This window comes from Sediminitomix flava (assembly GCF_003149185.1).
GTDB classification, from domain to species: Bacteria; Bacteroidota; Bacteroidia; order Cytophagales; family Flammeovirgaceae; genus Sediminitomix; species Sediminitomix flava.
In genome coordinates this window covers 95,554-121,112 of sequence record NZ_QGDO01000005.1, presented here as the reverse complement: position 1 = coordinate 121,112, position 25,559 = coordinate 95,554, and the positions used below count along the sequence as shown (strand labels likewise).

The 25,559-nt window shown below is 34.1% G+C and carries 23 protein-coding genes; 18 read left to right on the top strand and 5 right to left on the bottom strand.

All coding sequences use genetic code 11. The features are described from left to right. The first annotated feature begins 326 nt into the window (after positions 1-326). The 3 genes from BC781_RS18000 (at position 327) to BC781_RS17990 (ending at position 4,930) form a co-directional block, all read left to right on the top strand. Positions 327-2,252 (top strand): serine protein kinase, encoded by a 1,926-nt coding sequence (locus tag BC781_RS18000; RefSeq protein WP_109620812.1) that lies wholly within the window; start codon positions 327-329, stop codon positions 2,250-2,252. Positions 2,253-2,363: 111 nt separating this feature from the next. Next, the gene (locus BC781_RS17995) at positions 2,364-3,521 is read left to right on the top strand and encodes a YeaH/YhbH family protein (RefSeq protein WP_109620401.1); all 1,158 of its coding nucleotides are present in this window, start codon (positions 2,364-2,366) and stop codon (positions 3,519-3,521) included. A gap of 23 nt (positions 3,522-3,544) precedes the next feature. Next, complete coding sequence (locus tag BC781_RS17990; protein WP_109620399.1) at positions 3,545-4,930, top strand: SpoVR family protein; 1,386 nt, start codon at positions 3,545-3,547, stop codon at positions 4,928-4,930. Between the two features lie 65 nt (positions 4,931-4,995). Here the strand turns inward: BC781_RS17990 and BC781_RS17985 are convergent, their stop codons facing one another. Together BC781_RS17985 and BC781_RS17980 are read right to left on the bottom strand one after the other, a co-directional pair. After that, positions 4,996-5,553 (bottom strand): hypothetical protein, encoded by a 558-nt coding sequence (locus tag BC781_RS17985; RefSeq protein WP_109620397.1) that lies wholly within the window; start codon positions 5,551-5,553, stop codon positions 4,996-4,998. 15 nt (positions 5,554-5,568) lie between these two features. Next, positions 5,569-6,213, bottom strand: a complete 645-nt coding sequence (locus BC781_RS17980; RefSeq protein ID WP_211323875.1) for an SRPBCC family protein — start codon at positions 6,211-6,213, stop codon at positions 5,569-5,571. A 212-nt stretch (positions 6,214-6,425) separates the two neighbouring features. Here BC781_RS17980 and BC781_RS17975 point away from each other — a divergent pair, with 212 nt between their 5' ends. Continuing rightward, a complete protein-coding gene (locus BC781_RS17975; protein ID WP_109620393.1) occupies positions 6,426-7,436 on the top strand; it encodes an isoaspartyl peptidase/L-asparaginase family protein in 1,011 nt (336 codons plus the stop codon). A 61-nt stretch (positions 7,437-7,497) separates the two neighbouring features. On the opposite strand, the gene BC781_RS17970 is transcribed toward BC781_RS17975, so the two are convergent. Then, the gene (locus BC781_RS17970) at positions 7,498-8,853 is read right to left on the bottom strand and encodes a tetratricopeptide repeat protein (protein WP_109620391.1); all 1,356 of its coding nucleotides are present in this window, start codon (positions 8,851-8,853) and stop codon (positions 7,498-7,500) included. A gap of 330 nt (positions 8,854-9,183) precedes the next feature. Between BC781_RS17970 and BC781_RS17965 the strand changes: the two genes are divergently transcribed. From BC781_RS17965 to BC781_RS17910, 12 genes are all read left to right on the top strand, one after another. Continuing rightward, on the top strand, positions 9,184-9,531 hold the full coding sequence (locus BC781_RS17965; RefSeq protein WP_146201725.1) for a hypothetical protein: 348 nt from the start codon (positions 9,184-9,186) through the stop codon (positions 9,529-9,531). Between the two features lie 71 nt (positions 9,532-9,602). After that, positions 9,603-11,096, top strand: coding sequence for an acetyl-CoA carboxylase biotin carboxylase subunit (locus tag BC781_RS17960; RefSeq protein ID WP_109620810.1), 1,494 nt, complete (start codon positions 9,603-9,605; stop codon positions 11,094-11,096). 131 nt (positions 11,097-11,227) lie between these two features. Beyond that, complete coding sequence (locus BC781_RS17955) at positions 11,228-11,584, top strand: hypothetical protein (RefSeq protein ID WP_109620387.1); 357 nt, start codon at positions 11,228-11,230, stop codon at positions 11,582-11,584. Between the two features lie 345 nt (positions 11,585-11,929). Next, entirely contained in the window at positions 11,930-12,709 is a 780-nt protein-coding gene (locus tag BC781_RS17950; RefSeq protein ID WP_109620385.1) for a ParA family protein, read from the top strand. An 8-nt stretch (positions 12,710-12,717) separates the two neighbouring features. Then, positions 12,718-13,641, top strand: a complete 924-nt coding sequence (locus BC781_RS17945) for a ParB/RepB/Spo0J family partition protein (protein ID WP_109620382.1) — start codon at positions 12,718-12,720, stop codon at positions 13,639-13,641. 124 nt (positions 13,642-13,765) lie between these two features. Then, positions 13,766-14,443, top strand: a complete 678-nt coding sequence (locus BC781_RS17940; protein WP_146201724.1) for a DUF5683 domain-containing protein — start codon at positions 13,766-13,768, stop codon at positions 14,441-14,443. A 61-nt stretch (positions 14,444-14,504) separates the two neighbouring features. Beyond that, positions 14,505-15,224 (top strand): 4-hydroxy-tetrahydrodipicolinate reductase, encoded by a 720-nt coding sequence (dapB, locus tag BC781_RS17935; RefSeq protein ID WP_109620378.1) that lies wholly within the window; start codon positions 14,505-14,507, stop codon positions 15,222-15,224. Positions 15,225-15,262: 38 nt separating this feature from the next. Beyond that, entirely contained in the window at positions 15,263-16,399 is a 1,137-nt protein-coding gene (gene lepB, locus BC781_RS17930; RefSeq protein WP_245935634.1) for a signal peptidase I, read from the top strand. A 157-nt stretch (positions 16,400-16,556) separates the two neighbouring features. Then, positions 16,557-16,868: a hypothetical protein gene (locus BC781_RS17925; RefSeq protein WP_109620376.1), complete on the top strand. Its 312-nt coding sequence runs from the start codon at positions 16,557-16,559 to the stop codon at positions 16,866-16,868. A gap of 5 nt (positions 16,869-16,873) precedes the next feature. Next, a complete protein-coding gene (locus BC781_RS17920; RefSeq protein ID WP_109620374.1) occupies positions 16,874-17,641 on the top strand; it encodes an MBL fold metallo-hydrolase in 768 nt (255 codons plus the stop codon). A 12-nt stretch (positions 17,642-17,653) separates the two neighbouring features. Next, positions 17,654-18,349, top strand: coding sequence for an alpha/beta hydrolase (locus BC781_RS17915; protein WP_109620372.1), 696 nt, complete (start codon positions 17,654-17,656; stop codon positions 18,347-18,349). A 151-nt stretch (positions 18,350-18,500) separates the two neighbouring features. Beyond that, entirely contained in the window at positions 18,501-21,356 is a 2,856-nt protein-coding gene (locus BC781_RS17910) for a ring-infected erythrocyte surface antigen domain-containing protein (RefSeq protein ID WP_109620370.1), read from the top strand. A gap of 56 nt (positions 21,357-21,412) precedes the next feature. Here BC781_RS17910 and BC781_RS17905 read toward each other — a convergent pair whose 3' ends face one another. Further along, positions 21,413-22,009 (bottom strand): T9SS type A sorting domain-containing protein, encoded by a 597-nt coding sequence (locus BC781_RS17905; RefSeq protein ID WP_109620367.1) that lies wholly within the window; start codon positions 22,007-22,009, stop codon positions 21,413-21,415. Between the two features lie 433 nt (positions 22,010-22,442). Between BC781_RS17905 and BC781_RS17900 the strand changes: the two genes are divergently transcribed. Further along, positions 22,443-22,904, top strand: coding sequence for a hypothetical protein (locus BC781_RS17900; protein WP_109620365.1), 462 nt, complete (start codon positions 22,443-22,445; stop codon positions 22,902-22,904). A gap of 87 nt (positions 22,905-22,991) precedes the next feature. Here the strand turns inward: BC781_RS17900 and BC781_RS17895 are convergent, their stop codons facing one another. Then, positions 22,992-24,317: a dicarboxylate/amino acid:cation symporter gene (locus tag BC781_RS17895; RefSeq protein WP_109620363.1), complete on the bottom strand. Its 1,326-nt coding sequence runs from the start codon at positions 24,315-24,317 to the stop codon at positions 22,992-22,994. A gap of 372 nt (positions 24,318-24,689) precedes the next feature. Between BC781_RS17895 and BC781_RS17890 the strand changes: the two genes are divergently transcribed. Next, on the top strand, positions 24,690-25,544 hold the full coding sequence (locus BC781_RS17890; protein WP_109620361.1) for a hypothetical protein: 855 nt from the start codon (positions 24,690-24,692) through the stop codon (positions 25,542-25,544). The last annotated feature ends 15 nt before the right edge of the window (positions 25,545-25,559 follow it).

Below are 25,559 nucleotides of genomic sequence, written 5' to 3'. Positions count from 1 at the left end.
TCTAACATTGTACTAGCTTTCATCTACATCAACTGTTATCACTTTTATACTTTAAGAAGTGACTATTTGTGATATTCGAACTTGTTCCAAGTCTACTCATGAGATAGTTCGCATAAATAGTTATATTCGATTTAAACAGCATAAGTAGAAACTATACTTCATAATTTGATTTCAGAAGGTATCTAAAACGCTGAAGTTTTACATTATTTGGTGTATAAATACGCATTGTGTACCCATACAATTAAAGAAACAGCCCGATAGAGGTTAGAGGACTCATTCTCATTGAAAATCTAGCTATAACTCCTGAACCCATAATGAAAAAAGATATGAGCAAGAACGATTTTAAAAAGCTATTTAACGAGTATCAGCAAAGACAAACCCAAACATCAGCATCAATGCCTTTTCTAGACTTTCTAGAAATGGTAAAGAAAGATAAATCAGTTGCTGACCTTGCCCACATGAGAATGTTCAAGGCTATTACAGGTGAAGGGCACGATGTATTAGATACTGAAAAAGATTCTCGATTAAGACGTGTATTTGGCAACACAAAAATTAAGAGCTACAACTTCTTTAATAAAGAGTTCTTCGGAATTGAACAAGTACTTCAAAAGCTTGTGCGTTACTTCCATTCCGCTTCTTTGAAAGGGGAAGAGAGTCGCCAAGTATTATTCCTTGTAGGACCTGTTGGAGCGGGTAAATCATCTCTTATCGAAAAGCTTAAAAAAGGTCTAGAGTTTTCTAAACCAATCTATTATTTGGAAGGGTCACCAATGCATGTAAATCCATTATGTGCAATACCAAAAGAATTAAGGCCTGAAATTGAAGAAATCTTAGGTATAGAAATAGAAGGTACACTTGACCCGATAACACAATACAGACTAGACAATGAATTTGGTGGAGACTTTACAAAATTCAATGTCTCAACCTTTAGTTTTAGTGTAAACAGTAGAAAGGGTATTGGGGTTGTTCCTCCTGTTGATCCAAATAACCAAGATACTTCAGTACTCATCGGTTCTGAGGACATCTCTAAGATGGACAAATACTCAGAAGATGACCCTAGAGTGCTAACATTAAACGGTGCATTCAATGCGGGTAACAGAGGTATGGTTGAGTTTATTGAGGTATTCAAAAATGAGATAGAATATCTTCACGTCATGCTGACTGCTACGCAAGAAAAAGCAATTCCTGCTCCTGGTAAACATGGAATGATCTATTTTGATGGAGTGATTCTAGCTCACTCAAATGAGGCAGAATGGAATAAGTTTAAAGCAGATCATACAAATGAAGCTATCTTAGACCGTATTGTAAAGATTGAAGTTCCTTATGTACTGGAACTATCTGAGGAAATCAAAATTTATGAGAAAATCATTAAGAAGTCAGACTTCAATGCTCATATAGCTCCTCATACTTTAAGCATTGCTTCAATGTTTGCGATCATGACTCGCTTGAAACCAACTGCTAAGTGTGACATTCTTACGAAATTGAAGCTTTACAATGGTGATGAGGTTACTGAAAAAGGTCAAACCAAACACATCAATGTTCAAGAGTTGAAAGAAGAACATGCTGATGAAGGTATGAACGGTATTTCTACTCGTTTCATCATGAAAGCATTGGACAACTCACTTTCAGATAGTGAAACGAATACAATCCATCCAATTTCAGTTTTAGACTCTTTACAACACAAACTGAAGGAAGAGCCTTTAGCTGAGGATGTAAAAGAAAGATACATGCATATTTTGAAGGATATTCTGTATAAGGAATACCTTAAAATGCTTGAAAATGACATCACGAAAGCTTTCGTTCACGCCTATGAAGAACAAGCTGAAACTTTATTCCAAAACTACCTTGACCATGTTGAGGCTTATGTATTAAAGAGTAAAGTCATCAATTCTAAAAAAGAAGAGCTTGACCCAGATGTAAAATTCTTGGCTTCTATTGAAGAGCAAATCGGTATTACTGGTACTGCTTCTGATGGATTCAGACAGGATGTAATGAGTTACATCACTCACATCTTGCGTAGAGAAGGCTCATTGACGTATAAGAGTTACGAACCATTGAAAGAGGCTATCGAGCGTAAATTGATGGCTTCTGTGAAAGATATCACTCGTATTATCCTTAAGTCTAAAACAAGAGACAAAAAACAACAGGATAAATACAATGCCATGGTGAAACAACTTATCCAAAGTGGTTACAACGAAGAAAGCTGTGAAGCTGTGTTGAGTTTTGCAGCCAATAATTTATGGAAAGAATAGAATAATGATTTCTATGGCATAAGATACATTTTCATTGCCTTTGGCAATAAGTAGCAGGGAAAAGGCAGTAGTTCTTAGGTTCAACTGTCTTTCCTTTTAATCCCATAAACAATGGCTATTTTCAGAGATTATAGTACCCAAAAAAGAGATAGATCCGCTTCTGACAGACAAAGACACAAAGAACTCGTTCGAAAAAAAATAAAAGACGGCATTGCTGATATTATTGCCGAAGAAGCAATCATTGGACAGAATCGAAATAAAAAAATTAAAGTCCCTATAAAAGGAGTAAAAGAATACCAGTTTGTATTCGGAAAAAATGAGAAAGGGGCTGCACAAGGAACTGGACAGGAAAAAAAAGGGCAAGTAATTCAAGATAACCGCCAGAAAGGCGGACAAAAAGGAATTGGTGAAGCTGGGAATTCTCCTGGAGAAGATATTTACGAAACTGAAATCACCATAGAGGAAGCTGTAAACATGATGTTTGAAGATCTTGAGCTTCCCGACCTCGATCGTAAAAAATTCTTCCAGACTGAAGCTGAAACACTCCGCAAACTACTTGGCTATCAGAAAAAAGGAATCCGCAATCGTTTATCAAAGCGTAAAACAATGATAAACAGGATTAAACGAATGAAAGCCCAACAGCCCGAAGAAAATGAATCATTCCCGTTTCACAATAATGACTTGGTCTACAGAAGACTGACCATTGATATCAAAGAAAACTCTAATGCTGTAGTTTTTTGCATCATGGATACTTCGGCTTCGATGGACCAAATCAAAAAATACCTTGCTAGAAGTTTCTACTTTCTGTTGTACACCTTCTTAAAAAATAGATATCGCAATACTGAGATTGTTTTCATTGCTCACCACACAGAAGCAAAAGAAGTAAACGAGAAGGATTTCTTCCATAAAGTAGAATCTGGTGGTACAATGATTTCATCAGGTTACAAAAAAGCAATCGAAATTATTGAGCAAAGATATAATCCCGCTATCTGGAATATTTATGCATTCCACTGCTCTGATGGAGACAACTTCAGTAGTGATAACAAATCTGCAATTGAGGCTGCTACTGCCCTAGCACAAGTCTGTAACCTATTTGGTTATGGCGAAATAAAACCCAATACAAGTTATTCGTGGTCTAGTATGATTGACGAATACAAACGTATTAATGAGGAGAATTTCATTGCACTTAAAATCAGATCGAAAGAAAACATCTGGCCTGCATTGAAGAAATTTTTAACCCTTGACAAAAACGGCGTATTGGATGATTAATTACGAACTCAAACAACCAACACATGAGTAACTGGACACTAAGCGATTTAAAAGTATGGAACGATAGGATTGAGAATATCGCTAAAGAAATGGGCTTGGATTACTTTCCTCAGGAGTATGAAGTTTGTGACTATCATGACATGCTGGGGTATCAATCCTATGTAGGTATGCCAACTAGATACCCGCACTGGAGCTTCGGAAAAGCCTTCGAAAAGCAACATACCATGTATAAATTGGGTATGTCTGGTTTGGCTTATGAAATGGTGATCAACACCAACCCTTGCTTAGCATACTTAATGATTGACAATCCATTGGCTATGCAGGTTTTAACAATGGCTCATGTCTATGGTCATAATGACTTTTTCAAAAATAATATACACTTTTCTCATACTAGACCTGAACTTGCTCTTGAAATGTTCAGACTACACTCAAATAGAGTCCGAAGTTACATAGAGACACCAAGTATTGGGATAGAAAAAGTAGAGCGTATTCTAGATGCAGCCCACTCTATACGTTATCAAACAGATAGAAATCTTTTGATAAAAAGTTTAGATGTACAAGAACAAAAAAACAACTTCTATAAGAACTTAAATAGAGAGCCAGACCCTTGGGATCATTTAAAACCTCAAGATTCTAGGACACAATATGATTTTGAGCCAGACCCTGTTCTAGACCTTTTAGGTTTTATTGCAGATAATAATAAGTATTTAGAAGATTGGGAAAGAGATCTGCTGAATATGGTTAAAAAAGAATCGCTTTATTTCCTACCTCAGATGGAGACAAAAGTGATGAATGAAGGATGGGCTAGCTTTTGGCATTTCACCATTCTAAACCGATTAGAGCTACCTGCAGATATGCATATGGATTTAATCAGATCACATAATCAGGTGATCAGACCCCATGTAGGTGGACTCAATCCATATCATGTTGGATATACGATTTTCACTAAATTGGCAGGGAGCGATGGTCATCAGATCAAATATGATATTGATCCTCAAATTTTTGAAGTCAGAACAGTTGATCGTGATATTTCATTCTTGAGAAGATTCTTAACTCAAGAACTGGCAGATGAATTACACCTTTTTGAATATCAGCAAAGAGGTACTAGAATTACGATCAGTGAAGTAGCTGATGATGATGGTTGGAATAAAGTAAAAAACACTTTACTGAAAAATATTGGATCAAACTCGATACCAATCATCAAAGTTCAGGAAGTAAATCCAAGAAAGAATACCTTAATTCTGAAACATGAATATGATGAAAGAGAACTAGAATTGAATTACACTCGAAAAACTCTTGAACATATTCATACACTATGGAAAAATCCAATTGTCTTAGACACAACTGTAGACAATCGTAGTGTAAGGTGTACTTTCAGCGATGGAAACTTTACTGTTGAAGAAAGCTAAAAAAAGGCTGATTAAATCTTAATACGTAGATTTAATCAGCCTTTATGTTTTTAAAAACTCTTGTTTTAAGCTTCTACCTCTTCCAATTTCTCCTCTACTACACTAGAAGTCAAAAACAGTTCTGTCACCACTAATACTACTACAGAGATAATCCCCAACAAAAGCATAGAAGCAGTAGGAACAGCCAACCATTCCAATGAATCTTTTGCAGCACCAGTCCCTCCTATACCTGGAGCTGTTAAACCTGCTAACATCCAGAATACTGAATAACCTAAACCACCAAATCCTAAAGCGATTGAAGTAACGGTTCTTAACAATGGCTTACGGTACATTGCTCCTAATAATAAAATCAAAGCCAAAGAAGCTGCTCCAATTGCTCCACCATGTAAATGTGATCTTTTAAAATAAGACCATGACTTTGACACAACTTTATTCATAGCAGCTTCATCACCTTTATATTGAACTTCAAGAGCTGCTTTTCCTTCATCTGCTAAATGTGTCTTTATAGCTTTCTCATTCGCGCCGAAAAAGCCTCCCATACCGAATCCGTATAGAATTGTTAAAGTCGCAAATAATACCCCCCACTTTAACCTCTTTAATTCACTAAAAAATTGGTTTTCCATAATTATATAATTGTACTACATTAAACTTGAAATGCACTTTAAAAATTCATGATACTGACTTACGATAAAAGGAGAAAGGAACCATTCGGGCAATACCCCTTTTTGACTTGTATACACTTGGTAACTAATAGTCCAATCTGATCCTGTACTTTTCTCAATCCTCCACTCCCCTTTTACTCCAGTGATTCTATTTTCATTTCCTTCAATTTTATCTACAGAAGTCATACTGATTAATGCTAAAGAAGGTGTGAAATATAAATTATTCTTAGTCACAAGCTCCTTATCATTAAAAGGCCATGGAATATCAATAAGCGTATAAGTTTTCCATGATTGTTGAGTTTCATCTATTTCAAAGGCTCTAAATTTTAACGCCCTGTTTAGACAAGAGAGGTTTGATTCATCATCTTTTAAAAACTTTAAAATTCTTTCTAAAGATGACTTAACTTCAAACTCACCTTTATATTCATATACCTTCAATGAATCTAGGTATCTTCTGTAAATATTTACGCCGTCACCCTCCTTTTTCAAAACCCAATCAGATTTAGACTGAGCACTAACCGTACTATTATGAAAAAGCGATACTAATAGTACAATACTCAAAGTACTTTTTAGTATGATATGAACACCTTGTCTCAAAATAAAAACCATGTTTTTACTCATCTTATATTGACAAATATTTACAATATCTTTCAAAAAAAGCAAGTCTACAATCAAATATATACGGAGTGTTGTAATTGATCACTTTGTCAATTAGCTGATTTAGATTCAAGGAAATTAGCCATTCAAACCCTCTGATGAACTAAGGTTTAATAGCTTCGACTTATATTTTTTCTTAGATTAAGAGTATTTTACAATAACTAGAAACTAAAAACATGAAGAAATTACTCTTAACTATCATCATTTTTTTGACTTCCTTGTCGCTTTTTGCACAGTCTAAAAAAATTGCAATTGTGATACATGGAGGTGCTGGTGTCATTAAAAGAGAAAATATGACTCCTGAAAAAGATAAGGCATACCGAGAGAAACTTGATGAAGCTTTGAATGCTGGATATTCAATACTTGAAAATGGTGGAACTAGTGAAGAGGCTGTAATTTCAGCTATCATGATTTTAGAAAACTCACCTTTATTCAATGCTGGAAAAGGAGCAGTCTTAACTCATAATGAAGAATGTGAATTAGATGCATCGATTATGTTTGGAAAAAACTTAAATGCAGGTGCTGTAGCTGGTGTTAAAACAGTAAAAAACCCAATTCTTGCAGCTCAAGCAGTAATGCATAACTCAAAACATGTAATGCTCTCAGGAAAAGGTGCTGATACCTTTGCTGAAGAACAAAATTTAGAGCTAGTAGAAGCTAATTACTTTATAACTGAAAGAAGGCATAAATCATTATTGAAAGCCAAAGAACTAGAGCAATCACAAGGTTATATTGAGAGGGGTAATGATGAAGGCAATAACAATTTCAAATATGGTACTGTAGGTGCTGTTGCTTTAGATCAGTCAGGGAATATTGTGGCAGGTACTTCTACAGGAGGCATGACAAACAAGAAATATGGAAGAGTTGGAGATTCTCCGATAATTGGAGCTGGAACATATGCTAACAATAACACCTGCGGAATATCATGTACTGGACACGGTGAATACTTTATTAGACTAGGTGTCGCTAAAGATGTTTCAGACCAAATGAAGTACCAAAACAAATCGATAGAAGAAGCATCTGAACATACTATTCAAGATCAATTAACTGAAATAGGTGGTACAGGAGGATTAGTTGGTTTAGATAAAGATGGGAATATCGTCATGGAATTCAATACACCAGGAATGTTCAGAGGTTATAAAAAAACAAAGGAAACGACCGTTGTAAAAATATACAAAGGAGAATAAAAAAATACCCCTAGATTCAATAACTTGACTCTAGGGGCAAACTAAACTTTGGTTTAGTTGATTATTGATTTTTTCCTTTAGTAGCTTTCTTATGCAAAGCTTGAACTTCTTTGTTACCTAATTCTAACATTTCAGTTCTTGCAGCAGCCTTAAATGCCGCTGGCATTGGCATATTTAGAACAGCTTTCGCTTCATCATTTTTTCCTTGTTGATGATAAATCATTCCTAAGAGTAAAACACTTCTTGATTTAGTATTGATATCAATTTTAGATGTTTTTAAAAGCTTCAAAATTTCAATAGCTTCCTCATGACTACCCGCCATATGCAAAGCTCTTGCTTTAAAAAATCTGATATCAACATCAACCATATTTTCTTTTTCCATCATAGCAACTAGATCCAGTGCTGTTTGAAAATCTACTCTTTCTAGCTGGTCTTCTATGATTTCAGTATAAATTTTCTGGTTCATTGGCATAGAGGAATTACTAGCCAAGCTCATTTTTGTATCAAACAGTTCATCTTCATCAGAACTCACAGCCCCTTTGATAGTCACTAACAACTTATGAGATGGAAGAAATGAAGGTTTTATTGATATCACCTTTTTCAATAATGCTTCAGCAGTCTCGTAATCGAAGACGTGATAATACCCTAAAGCTGCTTGGTATAAAAACTCAGGAGAAAACTCTTTAATTTTTGATTGGTACTTTGGGTGGTTTACTTTATCAAAAGCAGTGGATGCATGATCAAATTCTTCTAAGTGATGATGAGCATAGCCTAGTTCATAATAAATATGTTCCTTCAGATTATCATTCTTAGAGTCAGCCACTTGAATTGCTTTCTTCAAGATATCTTTTGCAGCCTTATGATCTTTACTGATTTGATTGTGATACTTTGCATCCCAATATAATATTTCAGTATCTGTAGCAGCTAAAGCTTTTACCTCATCGATATGCTTACCTGCTAGATAAAACTTGTCAATTTTTATTAACTTCTTAATAATTTTCTTTTTGTAGCCTACTCTTGATGCTATATCTTTCCCATGAATAAAAGCTTGATCAAGGTATTCTACCGCGAGAATCTCATCTCCTTTTTTTGATGAATAATTTGCCAAAAACAAATATGCATCAATATTCGTCTTATCTAATTTAATCGCAGTTTCTATCTCAGCGACAGCTTCGTCAGCTCTTTTCATTTTATAAAGACAGACTCCCTTCTTGAAAAAATACTTACTATTATTCGGAAGAACCTGAATAGCTCTTTTATAAGTGATCAAGGCTTCCGAATACTTTTTTTCTTTCATCAAAATCTCTGCTCTCACAAAATAGTCTTCAGCTTCAGAACTTTGAGCGTGCAATTGAAATAAAGGACAAAAAACAACAACGATTAAAAGTAGCAGTGAGATGGTTTTTTGAAACTTCATAGTAATACTTTCGAAATTTAGCAATTGGTATGTTATTTGAGCTAAGAAAAAGTTTTCTTATGTGAGATAAATTTAGACTTTTTTTCTCCCTATTTAATTTATCGGCCTCACATTACTCTTTTATTTATAAAAGATTATTAGAATAATACAAAACACTTTTTATTAACACCTATTTTTAGCGTCCTTTCATTATTTTTGTCTGAATAATACAATATTCTAAATCTTATATTACAAATGTCAGACATCAACTCCTCTAGGTTATACTCACTCCTCAAAGAACTTGAAGTCCCTTTTCTTGACATTAGATCTTTACAAAATCTAATTCTTAGAATGGAAGAAAGCTTCAATGCTCTAGACCATAGTGAAAATAAAATTATTTCTGCAGCATGGACAGGTTTTGATAAAGGTAATGGCTCAGATCAAATGGGTATCTTATTTCTGAGACAATTTGGTCTAGCTTTTATAGGTGTAAACCCAAAAGAACAAAAGCTTTCATCATTTGAAGTACCATACACCCTCATATCGGGAATAAAACTTCAGAAAGAGCTTCTCACAGACCTCACACAAGCAATTATTATAAAAACACCTCAAGATAAGCCGTATATATTCAAAGGAATGAAAGGAATGATCCCTTCATCATTTATGAATTGCATGAGAAAAATTGAACTTATAGAATAAATATTTTTAAAATAGTACTTACAACACTTATATTCGAAGACACCGAAACCAAAAACTACAATAAACACATGATCAAGAATATTAAGAAAGTACTAATTGCCAATAGAGGTGAAATAGCTCTGAGAATCATCCGTTCAATCAAAGAATTAGGAATTAAATCAGTAGCTGTTTTCAGTGAGGTAGACCGAACAGCTCCACATGTTTTAGCAGCTGATGAAGCTGTTTGTTTGGGTGGTAATACTGCTGCAGAATCATACTTAGATATTCAAAAAATACTAAATATTGCCAAAGAACTAAATATAGATGCTATCCACCCAGGCTATGGTTTTCTATCTGAGAATGCTGATTTTGCTCAGAAAGTAGAAGATGCTGGAATAATATTTATAGGGCCATCTGCTTCTAGTATCCAAATCATGGGGAGTAAGATTGAAGCTAAGAACACTGTAAAAGCTTACAACATACCTTTGGTTCCTGGCATTGATGAGGCTACACAAGACCTTGATGTTATCCGACCAAAAATCAATGAAATTGGTTTCCCTCTTTTAATAAAAGCAAGTGCTGGCGGTGGTGGAAAAGGAATGAGAATTGTTGAAACAGAGGAAGAATTTGAAGAACAATTGGAAAGGGCTATAAGTGAAGCTAAGGCCGCTTTTGGTGACGGAACCGTATTTGTGGAAAAGTACATCACTTCACCAAAACATATCGAATTTCAAATTCTAGCTGATAAGCATGGGAATGTAGTACACCTTTTCGAAAGAGAATGTTCGATTCAACGAAGACATCAGAAAGTAATTGAAGAAGCCCCATCTATTTTCCTTGATGAAAAATTAAGAGCTGAAATGGGCAAATGTGCAGTTGATGTTGCAAAATCGTGTAATTATGTTGGAGCAGGAACGGTAGAGTTTATTATGGATAGTAATAAGAACTATTACTTCCTAGAAATGAATACCCGACTTCAAGTAGAACATGCCGTGACTGAAGAAATTACAGATGTCGATCTAGTTAAAGAACAAATAAAAGTATCTGACGGACATCCTTTGAGTTTTACACAGGATGACTTAAAAATAAATGGACATGCTATAGAAATCAGGGTTTATGCAGAAGACTCTGAAAATGGGTTTATGCCTGACACAGGAACTTTGTCCACATATCAAATTCCACAAGGGTACGGCACTAGAGTTGACGATGGCTATCAAGAGGGAAATGATGTATCTATTTATTATGACCCAATGATTTCTAAATTAATTGTAAGAGCTGATAATAGAGATAATGCAATTGATAAAGCTTTAAGATCAATCGATGAATACATAATTGCAGGAGTAAAAACCACACTCCCATTTGCATCTTTTGCTATCAACCATGAAGCATTTAGAACAGGGAATTTTGATACTAATTTCATCAGCAAATACTACAGCAAGGATAGTCTAAAACAGACAATGGAAAATGATGAAGAATTTATCGCCTCTGGAATTGCAGGATTACTCTTCAATGAAGAAAATAAAAACATAGAAACTCAACATCAAACTGAAGGAACTGTAAATAAGTGGAAAACAAGAGCTAAATAAGGTTTTAACGGGTTGAAAGCTGTGCGAATTAGACGTGACTTGAAGAAAAAAATTATAGCTAAGCTATTTTTAGTACAATATTTGAGAAGGAGATTTTTTTTTCTACAATGACGGACTAAACTTATAGATAGATGAAAAATCCTTTAAGTCAATTAAAAAACAATTTAGCTTCAGCCTATACAACTCATAAGAATAATGTCAAAGCTTCATTGAAGCGTATGAAAGCTAAGTTTTCACCTGCCTACGAAGTAGAATTCACTTTATATATTGTAATTCCGGGGCAATCTTTAAAAACAGATGTGAAAACTTATTCTTTTGACAAAGGGGATTTACAAGGAGCCAAAGAATTCTTTGAAAAAGTAGTATCGTCTACTGCTGAAATTAAGTTAGCACCTTCTGAGGTCACGCTCAAAACTAAAAAAGGGAAGCTACTTGATAGAAAAACTTTTGGACCTGTAGATGAAGTTTTAAAAACAATTGCAGCTTAGATATAATCCGACTGAAAATTCAGTCGGATTTTTTTTATAAAAAATACAGGTTTCATGTCCATCAATGCTTTCAAGCAATAGCATTTATCCTTTAAAAGATTATATTTGTAGAAGAGTATTTGAATCTAATCGTGTTGAATGAGCTATTTAGTTCATGTGCAGAGATTTGGAAGTAATAAATAAGAAATAAGTTTTCCTTGTTTTCTTATTATGCAGGGATTAGAAGGTAAATTTCATACTCATAAAGAATATTATTCTATATTTTTTACTTTTTTTAATTCATCCCTAAACCAAAGTGAACTCGTTTAAAACCTTACTCGGTTTTAAATTTAAATGTGAAAAAAGATGGGTAAAATTATAGCAATTGCCAATCAAAAAGGTGGTGTTGGAAAAACAACTACTTCAGTGAATTTAGCAGCCAGTTTAGCTGCACTTGAATACAATACCCTTGTTGTAGATGCCGATCCTCAGGCAAACTGTACTTCAGGTTTTGGACTTGACCCAAGACAAGAACGAAATACCATCTATCATTGTATGGTTGGTGAATCTGACATTGAGTCTGCTATAGTACCCTCTGAGTATGATTACTTGGACATTCTTCCTTCTGACATTGATTTAGTTGGTGCAGAAGTTGAAATGATTGACATTGAAGATCGCGAATTCAGAATGCGCAAAGAGCTGAACAAAATTCGTGATAAATACGACTTTATCATCATTGACTGCTCTCCTTCACTCGGTCTAATCACAGTAAACGCACTTACAGCTGCCGACTCTGTAATTATACCTGTACAATGTGAATATTATGCATTGGAAGGTTTAGGAAAGTTGTTGGCTACAATAGAAAGAATTCAACAAAGACTCAATCCAAAACTTGATTTTGAAGGAATTCTTCTAACTATGTATGATGTTCGTTTAAGACTGTCTAACCAAGTAGTAGAAGAAGTAAAGCAACACTTCAAAAACATCGTTTTTGATGTACTCATTCCTCGAAATATCCGTTTAAGTGAGGCTCCAAGTTTTGGCGTACCTGTTATCGCTCACGACGCTACTAGTAAAGGAGCTGTGAGTTACTTAAACCTTGCTCAGGAAATTTTAGACAAAAATAAAGTATCGCAAAAGGCGTAAAATAATATATGGCTAAGAAAACGTTGAAAAAACGCTCTTCTTTAGGAAAAGGATTAGGGGCTATTTTAGGTGATGGACCAGAAAACTCAAGTTCTGGGCAAGAAAATGTGCAGAAGGAAACTGTAGTTGAAAAAATGGATGAAATTCCTGTTTCTGCTATTGAGCCCAACCCTTATCAACCTAGAACTCACTTTGAGGAAGAGGCTTTAAGAGAATTAGCTGATTCTATCAGAGTTCAAGGTGTTATACAGCCAATCACTGTTCGTAAATTAAGCGAAGGTTCTTATCAACTTATTTCTGGAGAACGCAGATGGCAGGCGTCTAAGCTTTCTGGCTTAGAGACTATTCCTGCATATGTAAGAAGTGCTGATGACCAACAAATGTTGGAAATGGCATTGATCGAGAACATTCAAAGGGAAAACTTAAACCCAATTGAAATCGCAATTTCATATCAACGTCTTATTTCTGAATGCGATCTTAAACAAGACGAATTGGGAGGAAGAGTTGGTAAAAAAAGGTCTACAGTTACCAATTACTTAAGACTGTTGAAGCTTCCTCCAGAAATACAAAAGGGAGTTGAGTACAGTAAAATCTCAATGGGGCATGCTAAGGCATTGATTAACATTGAAAATATTGAATTACAATTAGCGATTTATCAGAAGATTCTTGATGAAAACTTATCGGTAAGAAAAGTCGAGAATCTTGTTAGAGATATCATTCAAGGTAAAGAGCCGCTTTCTAACAAGAAACCTGCTCCGAAACCATTGAGTCAAGAATTTAATAAATTACAATCAGACCTTTCTTCACACTTTGGAACACGAGTGAATGTCAAAAGCAGTGGAGAAGATAAAGGAGAAATTCGAATTCCGTTTACATCAATCCATGATCTAAACAGAATTCTTGACATCCTCAAGAATAACGACGATCTATAATTGTCTATTTTTTAGAAATGAGTATGTACTCAAAAGCATAAATAATTTTAAATAGTTGTTGTTTATGCTTTTGAGTTTCATTTTTAAAGCGAATTCTGCTAAAACTAAGATTAAATCAGTACTTGTGAGATCATTTTTTGGAAAATTAGGGCAATGGAGAGCGCTTCCAATTCTTATTGTGCTTCTGACAGGAGTGCAATCGATGGACTGTTTTGCTCAGGGGTTTGAAATCACAACTCAAGATGCTGAAAAGTATGCCTCTGCTGTTGAGGATTCTTTGTTACAGCTAAAAAAGAAAGCTAAAATTAAAGAAGTAAAACCTCAATCATACGCACTAAGAAGTCCAAGTAAAGCAGCACTTCTCTCTGCTGTTATACCTGGAGCAGGACAAATCTACAACAAAAGCTATTGGAAAGTACCCGTAGCATGGGCAGGCTCAGCTATATTTGGTTACTTAATCGGCTGGAATCATGTACATTACCTAGAGTCAAAGACAAACTTGGCATATCTTACAGATAATGACCCTACAAACGATGAACTTATCGATGATCGTTTTGCCGGTGTTTCTGCTGATGCCTTTAGGAGAAACCGTGATCGATTCAGAAGAGACCGAGATTTCTTTGTCATACTTACAGTAGTGTGGTATGGAATTGTAGTTGGAGATGCAGCTGTAGATGCTCACTTCAAGAATTTTGACCTAAGCGAAGATTTATCAGCCCGAATTCAACCTACTTTAATTGAAGTTGGTGGTCCTGATCAATTCGCTCCTGGTTTCAAAATAGCTTTTAGTTTAAACAACTAATTGATGTAAATAACGTACATCAGTTTCAAGACAAGATCAAATTGACTTATTTTCAGATACTATGAATGTTTTAATCGTTGGATACGGAAAGATGGGACAAACCATCGAAAAAATACTAATTGAAAGAGGACATAATGTTGTTGGCATCGTCGATAGAAATACTGATACTAAAATTGAAGATTTTGACGGTGATAAAGTAGACATTGCTATTGAGTTTACACAACCATCTTCTGCATTCAATAATATTTCTAGCTGTCTTAAACAAGGAATTAAAATAGTAAGTGGAACTACTGGTTGGCTAGATAGAAGAGATGAAATCGAAAAACTATGCGCAGATAAAAATGGTGCTTTTTTCTATGCGTCTAATTTCAGCCTTGGTGTTAACCTATTCTTTCAGCTAAATAAACAATTAGCAGAGCTCATGAAACCGTTTAACGACTACGGTGTGAGCATGGAAGAAATTCACCATACTGAAAAACTAGACGAGCCTAGTGGTACTGCGATCACGCTTGCAGAAGGTATCATAGAAAAATATGACAATATTAATGATTGGTATTTAGAGGGTGAAGAGAGGAAAAATGAGGCTGTTGGAATCAAAGCATTAAGAGAACCTCATGTACCAGGTACTCATACTATAAGATATACTTCAGAGCTTGACGAAATAGAGATCAAACACACGGCTCATACGCGTACGTCTTTTGCTTTAGGAGCAGTAGTAGCCGCTGAATGGGCGAAAGATCGTCAAGGGATTTTGAGCATGGACGACATGTTAAAAATCTAAGTATCATTTTAATAAAATCCGATCCGAACTGACCAATTATGGTAAAAAATATGGGCTTATTTAAAAAGGAGAAAGAACAAAAAAAGAAAAAAGGAATTATCAGGGAATGGGTAGACGCATTCCTTTTTGCTGTAGTTGCAGCAACACTAATTAGATGGTTCTTTATGGAAGCTTACATGATACCTACGCCATCAATGGAAAAATCATTGTTGGTAGGTGATTATCTTTTTGTAAGTAAATTACACTACGGCCCTCGTACGCCACAAACACCTCTTCAAGTCCCTCTAACGCATCAATCTTTAGGAAACATCAAAACTTACTCTGATGCTATCCAACTTCCGATGTTCAGACTGCCTGGTTTTTCTGAAGTAAAAAGAAATGATGTTGTTGTATTCAACTTCCCTGAGGAAATGCAATACCCTACTGACTTGAAAACAAACTACATCAAACGTTGTGTAGCTGTTGGTGGTGATACGCTAAAGATCAGAGATCAGCAATTATATGTAAATCATACTGCTGTAGATGCACCTGAAGACAGCGAATACTACTACAAGGTAACGACTAAAAAGCAGGGTATCAGCCGTAAATTCTTTAAAGATCATAACATTTACGACTATACATCTGATCATTACACCAACTACTCGCTTAGCCCAATGAGAAAAGGAGATGAATCTATTTATAGACTTCCTCTTACTCAAGCTCAGGCTCAAGATTTAAAGAAATACAACTTTGTGAAGTCTGTAGAAGTTGACCTTGATAATCACAGATCATATCAAGATGCTTATACAAAAGACTCTACTTATTTGTGGCAAGTAGATAACTTTGGTCCTTTAGTTGTTCCTCAAGAAGGCATGACTATCCCAATGAATGAGAAGAATATTACACTATATAGAAAAGTGATTCAAAACTTCGAGTATAATGATAATGTAGAAGTTAAAGCCGGAAAACTTTTCATAGATGGTGAAGAAGTTCGTTCTTATACATTTAAGCAAAACTATTACTTTATGATGGGAGATAACAGACATAATTCTCTGGATTCTCGATTCTGGGGATTTGTACCAGAAGATCATATTGTAGGAAAAGCATTATTTGTATGGTGGTCTATGAATCCTGATGCTTCTGAAAGTCCATTAGGAAGAATTAGATGGAATAGAATTTTCAAGATCATTGACTAAATGGTCTTAAGCCTTTAAAAAGCCAAGTACTTCAGCTGAAGTACTTGGCTTTTTTATTTATCATTTTCTCGGATTTTTTCAGTTAAATAATTCCCAAAAGACAATTCAATATAAAAAATGGAATGTTATATTGGTAAAATACAAAATCAGGAAGTAGATGATTAAATACACAAAGCATTTCTTAAATAAACTAGAAGACTTATTTGCAGAGTCTGATTATGTGCTTAGATATGAGAAGGGGAATTTCAAGTCTGGTTTTTGTGTCTTGAAAAATACTAAAATTGCCATTATCAATAAATATTACCCTCTTGAAGGAAAAGTAAACTCTTTAGTTGAGATCGTCAAAACAACAGACATGGACGAAAGTTTATTCAGTGAAAAGGTATTAGAACTCTATAAAGAAATTAAAGAGCTGAATAAACAACAGTCAACTTTAGAGAGCCTAAAAGAAGAAGATCATCAAGTCTAGAATTTATGCAAATTAACTTTTTGGGTACAGGCACTTCACAAGGTGTTCCTGTCATTACATGTGAATGTCCAGTTTGTAAATCCGTTGATTTCAGAGATAAACGATTAAGAACAGCTATTCATATTTCTGTAAATGGTCATAGTATATTTATTGATGCGGGTCCTGACTTCAGACAACAAGCACTTAGAGCAAAAATCGCGAAATTAGATACCATTTTATTTACTCACGAACATAAAGATCATACCGCAGGTCTAGACGACATAAGAGCTTACTTTTTTGCTCAAGGATTAAAAGATATCCCTGTATATGCCACTGAAAGAGTAAAAGCTGAACTTAAAAAAGCATATGGTTATATTTTTCAAGAGAAAAAGTACCCAGGAGTTCCTTCTATTATTCTAGAGTCCATTGAAAAAGATCGTGATTTTTATTTCAAAGATCAGCTCATTCAACCCATTGAGGTTATGCATGGGAAACTCCCTATCATGGGCTTCAAAATTGAAAATATGGCATACATAACAGATGCTAATTTCATTGCAGATGATCAAAAAGAGAAATTAAGGAATCTTGATGTACTTATAATAAATGCACTTCATCATAAAAAACACCATTCGCATTTCACATTAGAAGAAGCATTGGAAGTGATTGAAGAACTGTCACCTAAAAAAGCATACCTAACTCACATCAGTCATCAAATGGGAAAGCATATCGATGTACAAAAAAGCCTACCCGATAATGTATTTATTGCATTCGATGGTCTAATTCTGAACATCTAAAACCTAAGAGCCATGAACGGATTAAAAAAAAATGACATCCACATCTCCTACTCTACTTCATTTTTTCAGCTAGGAGAATTCAATCATCAAACAAAAAGAATCTGGGTAGTTTGTCATGGATATGGTCAATTAGTCAAATACTTCTCAAGAAGGTTTGATGCAATTAAGTCCGAGGAAGATCTAATTCTTTTTCCAGAAGCTCTATCTCAATTCTATTTAGACCAAGAATACAAAAATGTGGGTAGTTCTTGGATGACTAAAGAAAATCGGTTGAGAGATATAGAAAATATCCACTCGTATCTAAATTCAATGTTAAGGTCTATTTCTTCTTTAAAGGAAATACAAAAGCGTAATATTTCTATAAACCTTCTTGGCTTTTCACAAGGGGCAACTACAGTCAGTCGATGGGCATTTGCAGAAAAAATACCTTTTGACAATCTCATATTATGGGGCGGAAATACGCCTCATGAAATGGAGGAATATGATTTTTCCTTCTTGAAAACTAATGCCAAAATACTTTCTGTCATTGGGAAAATTGACCCATTCTTTAAAGATAAAAGAGATGAAAAATTAATAGACTACCTAAAGAGTACTTTTGGAGAAGACAGATACTCAAATCTGTATTACAACGGAGGACATCAGATTATTAGAGAAACTCTTTCAGAGGTTAAAAGTCTTATTGAAAAAGAAAGACTATTAAACAGTTAACAACTTTACCAATAACTGAATGATGCGATTCAAAAACTGTATTTTTATAATGATTATAAGAATAAATTTTTGCATCTTTCGTTACTTTTATAATTACTAGCATAAGTGTGATGAATCCCTTTGAGTGGGGAAAAACTAAAACTAAGGATATATGTCATTTACGTTAAAGGCTGAGAATTTGGGAGCGCTTCTAATAAGCACTTCAGACTACAAGAAAGAAAGTGCGTTTACGGAAAATTTAGAAGCTAAAAATAATGTAGAAAGCCTTAAGGCTCTACTTGCTGATGCATATATTTTGGGGTTACCTCAAGAAAAATTATTAACCGTTTCTGATGAAGCTGATAATACCAAACTTCTAGAAAAATTAGCCGATTTATCTGGGAATTGTGGTGATGCTTTTCTCTTCTACTATAGTGGAGATTTAATTGTTAGAAAGAATAAATTATTCCTTGCTGGCCCTAAATCGACAGTAGCTCAAGCTCACATAAATGCTCTATCTTTAGAAAATATCATTGAGGTTTTAGAGGAAAGTACAGCAAAGCAACTTTACTTTATCTTTGATGTATCATACCATTCTTACCACTCAGACGAAGATATCCACTCAGTTTTAGAAGATAGATTTAAGTTTTACAACACGGAAGGAAAACGCAAACTATTCCTTTGTTCAAATACATCTTCTGGTTCATCATTCACTTCTGATTTCTCTAAAGTATTATCTAAAGGAGACCTAAAACCTAAGGAATATCTATCGTTTTTAGATACTGCAGATTTGTTAATTAATCACCTTAAAAGTTATAATGAGCTTACTCCTTTTAGCTTCGGAGAAACTGAATCTGACTATCCGTTTATTCCAAATACTAGGTACCAGAAGTATCTTAGAAATAAAAGAGAAGCTGATTTGTACTTTGAATCAGAATCTTATCAAGCTGCACTTCCTTTTTATCAGATGGCGCAAGAGCTTTACTCTGATCCGGATAACCTTAAGAAGATTCAGTTTATTGAATTGATACAAAATGCAGATGATGCGTTAAGAGTTGAAGATTTACATAGCAGCAAAACATATTTTAAAGAGGCTACGGCTTTATTCCCGAGTAGTTATGCAACTGGAGGGGTTAAGAATGTGCTTACTAAAATTGGTGATTTAGAATTCAATACAGGTAATTTTGAAGATGCTAAAAATGCATATTTAGAATTAGAACGCATTGAAAACACTGATACTGTACGTTCAAAAGTAGAACTATGTGAAAAAGAAATTAAGTTTTCAAACTTCAATGATGAAGCAGACCAAGCTTATTTCAATAATGATTTTCACAAAGCTCACCTACTCTACGATAAAGCTTTGCAGTTGAAACACAGTCTTCAATTAGTAAGAAGAAAAGAAGAATGTGACCGTTTCATTAAGCAGGAAGTTAATATAAGGGAAAAAGTAGAGGAAGAAATCAAAGCGCAATATGAGAATGAGTTGCGTCAAACTTCGTCTAAAGACTCTCTTGTTTCAGAAATAAAAGACGAATTAAAGTCTGATATCGAAAGAGAATTCAACTCTAAAATTGACCACGAACTTTGGAGAAGAGTGGCTATCATGAATGACCTTTCAGCCTATCAACTTTATTTGGGTATTTTCCCGAATGGTATTCATGTAGAAAAAGCCAATAAACGAATTGCTGAAATACATGAAATAGAGAAAAGCAAACAAGCACCTAAAAAGCCTGCTCCTATTCCACAGGAAGACTCTTCTGGAATCCCTGTAGATTTACTTTTGAAGCTTAGAACAGATGACATCGAAGATATTTTAGGTGAAATAAACGCTACTCCTTTACAAGTTTCTGAAGACAACGTTGAAACAGAAAATGAAGTAGAAACTGCTGAAATACCTCAAAAAGAGGAAGAGATTTCAGAAGAAGAAAACGCTCAGAAACCTGAGAAAAAAGTTATAGTTGTTGAGCCAAAAGCAACAAAACGTAAAGAAATTCCGAAAGAAGAACAACGTATTGTAGTTGTAAAACCTAATAGTAGTGAAGAACTACAACAATTGGATGAAGCTTCTCTATGGAATTTTGCGGAACAAGAAGGAACGATAGAATCATACATGGCATATGTTAACCATACAAAAGCATCTTTGCACTTAGCTGATGCTTATTATATGATTAACAAATTAAACCTTGATGACTTACAGAGTGATAATACGCCTGTATTTACAGAGGAAAACACTGAAGTAGTAGTAAAAGAGGAAACAGAAGCTCCTTTAAACGAAGTAGAAACAGTTGAAGACAATTCTACTATTGTTGAAGAAGAGCCTAATCAAAATAATGAAGCTACGATAGAAAATATAGTAGAATCAGCTGTAATTGAAGACGAAGAAAACCAAATCACTGTTGGCTTGATTGAAAATGATGAAATGGTTGGTCTTTCTGAAAGTGAATTATGGCAAAAAGCTACTGAAGATGATACGATAGCTTCTTACAAAACATACTTATCTTTCACAGAAGAATCTGATCATATTGCAGATGCTTATGCAAGAATCAGTGAACTGAAAAGTGGAGAACCAAGCACTCCTACAGTTTCATCAACTGAGACTCAAGAAGTAACTGTAGAGCAAAAAGCTGAAGTAGTTCAAGAAATTGTCGAAGAAAAAACAGAACCTGAAGTAGTAGTAGAAGAAAAAGCTCCAGCTAAAGAAAACGAATCTTCGATCTTAAGCACATTGAAAGCTAAACCTGAAGCTCTACCGAAAGTTGATGAAGAAGACATTTGGAAAACTGCACAATCAACAGATACTCTTAGTGCATATTTCAATTATCTAAACTCTACTCTTGAGAAGAAATATTGGGCAGAAGCTAAAGAGCGTATTCATCAATTAAAGAATGACTCTATGCTTAAGGAAATTCAAGACTGGGAAGACACTGAAAATGAAGATACATTAGAAGCTTACAAAGCATATATCCAAAAATACCCACTTGGAAATTATTATGCGAAAGCAATGTTCAGAATAGACAAGCTTTCATAGTCTGCATAAAATGTTTGAAAGCCTCCATTTGAAAATACAAATGGAGGCTTTTTTATTTACAATTCTAAGGTATCTTCAAAATTGAAATGATCCCCTTCCAGTTTTAGAGTATATACCCCAGATTTCAACTTTTCTAAATTGAATCGTTTTTTTATTTCAGATTCAATAAATGAAGTAGAATACACTAGCAATCCATTTTCATCTAAAATCTCTAAGCCATATTCTTCTTCAAATTTATTAGACATTACAAACTCTAACTTCTTTTCTTTTAACCTTAAATAAAATGGATCTCCGTGCTTTAAAAGCATCTTATGACTAGTCATGATAGCTTTACGCTCTTCATTGATAGAAAATGTTTTTATGACTCTCCTATCGCTTAATTCCATAATAAATAGGTAGTCTCCTTGGGGTAAGTAACTAAAATTCACTACTTCATTGGCAGACTTAACATCTACAATCATTTTATGGAGGAATCGAGTACCTTTCATGTCTTTAATTGAATAAGTAACTCTCTCTCCTGAAACATTTCTAAGCTTTAAAGTCGCTGATTTATGATCAACAGAAGATTTGAAAGAATAAGATATCAATCCATCTTCAGCAAAAGAAATAAGGACTCTAAGAAGTAGTAATGAGCAGAATAGTAACTTTTTCATAGGACTTGACTGTAAGTGAATGGGTTATAAATTATTACAAGACAAATCAACCACCTAAAAAATTTGAAATCAAAGGACAATCTCACACTTAACTTTTAAAGTGTTAATCATAGCCTTAATGACAGAAAGCTCCTTATGATCCATTTCATTCTTTTTAAGAAATAAATATTTATACTTTCAAATTCTATTCTACAATACTTCAAGTTGATACTCAAAGAGCTTTGTTCTGTTGAAATAAATAAGTGTAAACATGATTGATAATTTAATTAACTTATTTTAACAACAGAGTCACTAGATGAATTTTCAAAATGACTAAAGGTAAGAGGTATTACCCTGATTAATAGAGATTGATTTCAATTAAGTTTAACATCTAAAAGAATTATAGCTATTTTGTAAATCATTATTATGACTTCGAAAATGAACCACTAAAATTATGAAGAAGGTATTCTATTTATTAATCACTACTTTATTTTTCACTTCATGTAAGTCAAACCAAAACACAGGTATGGCACAAACAACATTAAAACAAGGTATTAAAGGACAAGTTATTTGGGTTGAAGGCAATCAAATGCCTTCTATTGGAGAGACTAAAAAAGCTGAACCTAAGGGAATTGAAAGAGAGGTTTATATTTTCCCAGCACAGAACACAAGTGATCATAAAATAATTGGTACATTTTATACCATTGAAGCAAAACCAGTAAAAGTGGTAAAAACAGATGAAAATGGGTTTTATGAAGCTGAACTAGAAGCTGGAACTTATTCTGTGTTTATAAAAGAGGATAAAGGCTTTTTTGCAAATGGTTTTGATGGGAAAGGAAATATTTCTCCAGTAGTAGTCACTGAAGGAGAAATAATAGAGAAAAATATAAGAGTTGATTATAAAGCTGCTTATTAAAAAAAATCATTATTTATTTTTAGATAGCATAAAAAAGAGCATGTTCTGTAACTAGAACATGCTCTTTTCATATAAATCTATTAAACCTTAGGCCGCTAATTCTTCTTCTTGTGCTTTCCTCTTTAAAAGCATACGTTCAATCAATGTACATACTGCTGCATCGCCTGTTACATTCACCATAGTTCTGAACATATCTAAGATTCTATCAGGAGCTAAAATCAATGCGATACCATAAACAGGCAAACCAACTTGCTCCAATACGATGATCAACATAATCAATCCAGCGCCAGGTACGGCAGCAGAACCGATAGAAGCCAAAGTAGCTGTCAGAATGATACTCAACTGATCACCCAAATCTAGAGGTATACTATATACTTGGGCAATAAATACAGCTGCAACACCCTGATAAAGGCTAGTACCGTCCATATTAATTGTAGCTCCAAGAGGCAGTACAAAACTTGCCGTTTCTTCTGATACTTCTAACTCTTCCTCTACTTGCTTCATTGTGACAGGCAATGTTGCGGCACTAGAACTAGTAGAAAATGCCATCATTTGAGCTGGAAAAATTCCTTTTAAGAACTTTTTGATAGGCACACCACCAAAAAATCTCAAGATTAAAGGATAAACTCCAAACATCATCAGAGCTAAACCTACGACTACAGTCAAAGAGTACTTGGCTAAAACCGACAATAACTCTAAGGCTTTATTTACGTCTCCTCCAGAAAAATCTACAATTAACGATGCCAATAATGCGAATACTCCAATCGGAGCTAAAAGCATTATGATGTTAACCATCTTAATAATGATTTTATCTAAAGCTATTATAACATTCTTAAGTGGTTGAACAACGTCTTGAGGCTTTATCATCACCATCGCAGTACCGAAAAGTAGAGCAAAAGTAATGATTTGAAGCATATTTGAATTGCTAGACATTGAACTGATAATGTTCTTAGGCACTAGATCAACAAGTGGTTGAAGAGGACCCTTATTTTTAACTTTACTAGCTGCTTCAGATCTTTGCTCAGTATCTTTTGAAAATTTTTCAGTCAATTCCGTTTTCATCTCTTCTGAAAAACCTTCTCCAGGCTGAAAAGCATTAACCAAAAATAATCCTATAGAAATAGCAATTACAGTGGTCAAAATATAAATCCCAATCGTTCTTGATCCCATCAAGGATAACTTAGATACATCAGTAAGACTTGTAACACCATTAACTAAAGAAATGAAAACCAATGGTACTGCTATTAGTTTTAGCAAGTTCAAAAATATGGTTCCAAATGGTTTGATCCAATCATCAGAAAAGTCTCCCATTCCTGCCAAGCTCAGAAGTAATCCTGCGACTACCCCTAAAACCATCCCAATAATAATTTTCCAATGTAGTGCTAGCTTCTTCTTTCCTGATTGCTTCTCCATATAAAAATTTAATTTGCTTCTATTAAGTTTTCAACTGAGAAGTTAGCTATTTATACTAAACTCCCCATCAATAATTCAAACATATTTTTAAATAGTAAAAGAATACCCTCTCTGAACAATTGAAGATTTTACTATTCAAAAGCCTACAAATATAGCATTTCCAAGAAGTGTATGCCATCCATCATTGATTATTTCGAGTTATACATTTTAAAGATTTAAAGGGATAAACTTGTGAAAAATAGAATAAACGTTAAAAATACTTGATTATCAATTAAAAAAGTTGCAAAATAATAATAGAACGCAGGTTAGTGTAGACAGATATAATTATTGCATCATTACTTTAAACGCCATTTTTACACTAAAGCCTTTACTATGTTTTTTAAAATCCAAAACAAATTCTACAAGTGGAGAACTGATCGAAATGAATCCAAAAAGATAACTTTAGTTGATTCCCTCCAAAATAGTTTAGCTGATTCACACCATATCAGCAAAGAAATTGCAATGTCATCGGTTCGCATTCAAGATGTCATCAATTATTTAAAATCTAATAGTTCGCAAATTGATATTCAATACCGTTCTATTCATCAAGATAGTCTTGAAGCAGCTTTAAATGACAATAGCTTATTGCTTAATCAATTAATTGAAGATGAACTTCAGTTGAAATATACTCAGAAAGTTTACCTACATAGAGTTGAAGAGCTTAGTATTCTACTTGATTATCTCAAAGAAGGTGTTCATGAAATTGATGATCTTATTCGAAGACAAGAAGATCGAATACTTTACTTGACATCTAATAATTTTAATAGTTTACCTACTGAAGATATTCAAGAGAGTCTCATTAATTCTGAGAAAAACCATAAGCAAATTTGGGATATTATTAGCCATGCGAATAAACTATTATCTAAGTATCAGCAAATCCCAACCTTTAATCAGAAGAATCTTAAGATTGAAGATATTGAAGCTAAAAAGCAAAGTATCTACTTAGAGTTGAAAGAAAATCATAACCTGGTTGCTCATATTACTGCTCTTAAATCTTCAAAAGATAAAAAATCTAAAAGATCAGAGGCTCTAACACAAAAAGAGAAATCTGCGATGTTCAATGAATTCCTCAATGATCCTTTTAGCAGTAATGAGACCAATATCAATCATGAAAAAGTGAATAAGGTCCTAGATGCTTTTCTAAATTCGACACCTATTCAAACCTACAACCATCGTAAAAGGGGGTAAATACCTCAAATAAAA